We start from the raw sequence: 4,041 nt of genomic DNA on the forward strand, positions 1-4,041 counted from the left end.
GGCCAGCTGCTGGCCGAAGCCGCCGCCGCCTGCTGCAGCCGCACCTCCTGCGTCGGCTGCCGCTCCGGGCCCGCCGGCAGCGCCGCCGGGACCTGCCGCGGTGGTCGTGGCCGCAGCCGACAGGGTCGGGGCGACGAGGTTCACCACGAGCAGCCCGACGAGACCTGCCGCGACGCCGACGACGCCGCCGACGAGGCCCTGGACGAGCGACTCGCCCGCCACCTGACGGGTGATGCGAGCGTTGCTCCAGCCGATCGCCTTGAGGGTGCCGAACTCGCGGGTGCGTCGGCTGACGCCCGAGACGGTGAAGAGGATCGCGATGAGGAACGCCGCGGCGAGCACGATCACCGAGAGCCAGGTGCCGAGCTTGCCGATCAGGTCGGAGGCGGTCGACAGCGAGCCGGAGACGCTCGACGCGAGGTCGGACTGCGTGCTCACGGTGGCGTCGGGCAGGGCGGCCTGCAGATCGGTCTTCAGGGCGTCGACGCCGCTGGCGCTCGCCGCGGTCACGTACACGTCGCTGATCTGGTCGGTCAGCCCGCTGAGCGCCTGCGCCGTGTCGAGCGGGACGTACGCGTCGGAGGCGGTGGCCGCGTCGGACGAGGTGGACGCGACGATCCCCACCACCGCGAAGTCGGTGCCGCCGATCGCGAGGGTGTCGCCGACCGCGAGCTCTGCACTCGTGGCGTAGGTCTGGTCGAGCACGACGACGTCCGCTCCCGCGTCGTCGGCGGTGAGGGTGCGGCCGTCGACGAGCGAGGCGCTGGTCAGCGGGCCGACCGCGGCCGCGCTCGGGTCGAGGCCCGTGACCGAGAACTGGTCGACGTCGAACGCGCTGCCGCCGGCGCCGTCCGCCCCGCCCGTGGGAGGTGCGAGCTGGCTGCCCGTGTCGGTCCCGTCCGTCCCGGTCCCGGTGCCGCCGCCGGTCGCGCCGTCGGTGCCGGCGCCTCCTGCGCCCTGGGAGAAGTCGGGCAGAGTGCCCGAGAAGCTGGAGTTCTCGAGGCTCAACGTGGCCGTCGCGGCGGACACGCCGTCGACGCCCTCGACGGTCGCCAGGGCCGACGAGGCGAAGGTCGCCGTGCCGCGGGCGGCCGAGAGGGTGCTCTGCGCGACCTCCGTGCTGCCGTCGTCGGTGGTCGTGCCGTCGCCCGAGCCGAAGGCGAACTGCCGGCCGGGACCGCCGCCGTCGGCGCCCGGCTCTGCGGTCTGCGTGATCGTGACGTCGGTGCCGACGCCGTAGACGGACTCGAGCACGGACGACTGGGCGTTCCGCACGCCGGCCGCCACGCCGCTGACGACGATCACGAGCGCGATCGCGAGCGCCATGCCGGCCGCGATCACCACGGTCTGCTTGCGTCTGTTGCTCAGCTCTCTGAGCAGGTAGGTCAGGAACATCGGGGGTCTCCTCGGTGCAGGGGGATCCGCGGGGGATCAGGTCGGGGGCGACGCTAGGGAGGCGGTCTCGCAGCACCCGATGGGCCGTCCATGAGCTTCCGATGAGAGACGCGCAGGCAACGCATCGGAGCAGCACAGTCCGTTCATAGGAACCGGCTCGAAGCTGAGTGCGTGACCACGACGACCCCCACCCCCGCGCAGGCCCCCCGACTCACCCGGGCCGACGGCTCGCCCCTCCGAGTCCTCGTCGTCGACGACGAGAACAGCCTCACCGACCTCCTCTCGATGGCCCTCCGCTACGAGGGGTGGGACGTCAAGGCCGCCGCCGACGGGCAGGGCGCCCTCGCGCTGGCCCGCGAGTTCCAGCCCGACGCGATCGTGCTCGACTGGATGCTGCCCGACATCGACGGCATCCAGGTGCTCGGTCGTCTGCGTGCCGGGGGCGACGACACCCCGATCCTGTTCCTCACCGCGAAGGACTCCGTCGAGGACCGCGTCTCCGGGCTGACGGCGGGCGGCGACGACTACGTCACCAAGCCGTTCTCCCTCGAGGAGGTGGTGGCCAGGCTCCGCGGCCTCATCCGTCGGTCCGCGTCGGCCGTGAGCGAGGCTGGCGACAGCCGCATCGTCGTCGGCGACCTGGTGCTCGACGAGGAGAGCTACGAGGTGCACCGCGGCGACCGCGAGGTCGAGCTGACCGCCACCGAGTTCGAGCTGCTGCGCTTCCTGATGCGCAACCCGCGACGGGTGCTCAGCAAGGCGCAGATCCTCGACCGCGTCTGGAGCTACGACTTCGGCGGCAAGTCGAGCGTCGTCGAGATCTACATCTCGTACCTCCGCAAGAAGATCGACGCGGGCGAAGAGGCGATGATCCACACCGTGCGCGGCGTGGGCTACGTCATCAAGCCCACGTCGTGAGCGCGGCCGCACCCGGAGGGTCCCGTCTCGGCGGGCTCCTCGGGCGCGTGCCCCGCGCCTCCGCCCCCCTCACGCTCCGCAACCGCCTGATCCTCAGCATCGTCGCGATCGTGGTGCTCCTGACCGTGGTCATCGGCACCGTGAGCGTGGTCGCGCTGCGCGGCTCGCTGATGAACCAGCTCGACGACGACCTCACGGGCGCGACCAACAGGGCCTTGACGGCGGCCTCGATCGGAGGCTCGTCGGGCCGCCCGAGCCTCAGCCCCGACAGCGACGCCCTCGGCGCGCCCCGACAGGCGCCAGGCACGTTCACCGCCGTGCTCGTCGGCGACGTCGTGCAGCAGGCCTTCACCGTCACCGAGGCGGGCGAGCTCGAGGATCCCCTCACCGACGAGATCACCTCTGCGCTCGCGACCGTGCCCGACGCGGGCGGCCCGGTCACCGTGTCGCTCGGCTCGGACCTCGGCGGCTACCGGGTCGAGGCCGTCCCCGTGACCCTCGGGTCGCGGAGCGGCGGCACCGTGTCGTCGGGCTACCTCGTCGTGGGCCTGCCCACCGACAGCGTGACCCAGACCGTGGCCGGCATGATCGCCTCCATCGCCTTCGTGACCTTGCTCGGCCTCGTCGTCGCGATCCTCATCGCGTACGCCGTCGTGCGGCGGGCGCTGCGCCCGCTCGAGCGGCTCTCGGACACCGCGCTGCGCGTGGCCGAGCTGCCCCTCGACCGCGGCGAGGTCGCCCTGGCCGAGCGGGTCGACGAGCAGGACACCGACACGCGCACCGAGGTCGGCCGGGTGGGGGCGTCGCTCAACCACATGCTCGGCCACGTCGCGGCGGCGCTGGAGGCGCGGCAGCAGAGCGAGAACAAGGTGCGGCAGTTCGTCGCCGATGCCTCGCACGAGCTCCGCACCCCCTTGGCGTCCGTGCGCGGCTACGCCGAGCTGACCCGGCGGATGGGCGCGGGCCTGCCCGACGACGTCGTCTACGCGATGGGCCGCATCGAGTCGGAGTCGCTGCGCATGACCTCGCTCGTGGAGGACCTGCTGCTCCTCGCCCGCCTCGACGAGGGTCGCGACATCGTCGTGGCCGACGTCGACCTCACCCGCATCGTGCTCGACGCCGTCAACGACGCGGGGGTGGCCGACCCTGCCCACGACGTCGACGTCGTGCTGCCCGACGAGCCGGTCGTCGTGCCCGGGGACGCGATGCGCCTGCACCAGATCGTCGCGAACCTGCTCACCAACTCGCGGACCCACACGCCGGAGGGCACGCCCGTGCACGTCGCCCTGGGCGTCGACGAGGCGGGACGCCGGGCCGTCGTCACGGTCTCCGACGAGGGCCCGGGCATCGACCCGGCGGTGCTGCCCGTGCTGTTCGAGCGCTTCGCCCGGGCCGACAGCTCGCGTTCGCGCAAGGCAGGCTCGACCGGCCTCGGGCTCGCCATCGTCGAGGCCGTCGCGCACGCCCACGGCGGCGACGTCTCGGTCGCCAGCAGTGCCGACGGAGCCGTCTTCACGGTGCGGCTGCCGCTCGCCGTGCCGCCCGCCTCGCCCGTCTGACGCTCGCCGCCTCGGGTCGGGTCGGGACCGGCCGCGGCCGACGCTGGCTGCTGCTGCTGCTGCTGCTGCAGTGCCCGTACCGGTCGGCATCGCACCCCGGAGTGGGACGTGCAACCCCGCCGGGTGTTGGTGATGCGAGACGACCGGGGGGGGGGGGCGGGGGGGCGGG

The 4,041-nt window shown here is 73.3% G+C and carries 3 protein-coding genes; 2 read left to right on the plus strand and 1 reads right to left on the minus strand.

Features of this window, described 5'->3' with window-relative positions; all coding sequences use genetic code 11:
- Positions 1 to 1,395, minus strand: a 1,395-nt coding sequence (locus tag RWM17_RS12875) for an FtsX-like permease family protein (RefSeq protein ID WP_314104263.1), incomplete at its 3' end; no start/stop codon positions are given.
- A 171-nt stretch (positions 1,396 to 1,566) separates the two neighbouring features.
- Between RWM17_RS12875 and RWM17_RS12880 the strand changes: the two genes are divergently transcribed.
- Positions 1,567 to 2,313, plus strand: a complete 747-nt coding sequence (locus tag RWM17_RS12880; protein WP_123546686.1) for a response regulator transcription factor — start codon at positions 1,567 to 1,569, stop codon at positions 2,311 to 2,313.
- Complete coding sequence (locus RWM17_RS12885; RefSeq protein ID WP_314104265.1) at positions 2,310 to 3,872, plus strand: HAMP domain-containing sensor histidine kinase; 1,563 nt, start codon at positions 2,310 to 2,312, stop codon at positions 3,870 to 3,872. The genes RWM17_RS12880 and RWM17_RS12885 overlap by 4 nt, the downstream gene beginning before the upstream one ends.
- Positions 3,873 to 4,041: the final 169 nt, after the last annotated feature.

The organism is uncultured Frigoribacterium sp. (assembly GCF_963515265.1).
Lineage (GTDB): Bacteria > Actinomycetota > Actinomycetes > Actinomycetales > Microbacteriaceae > Frigoribacterium.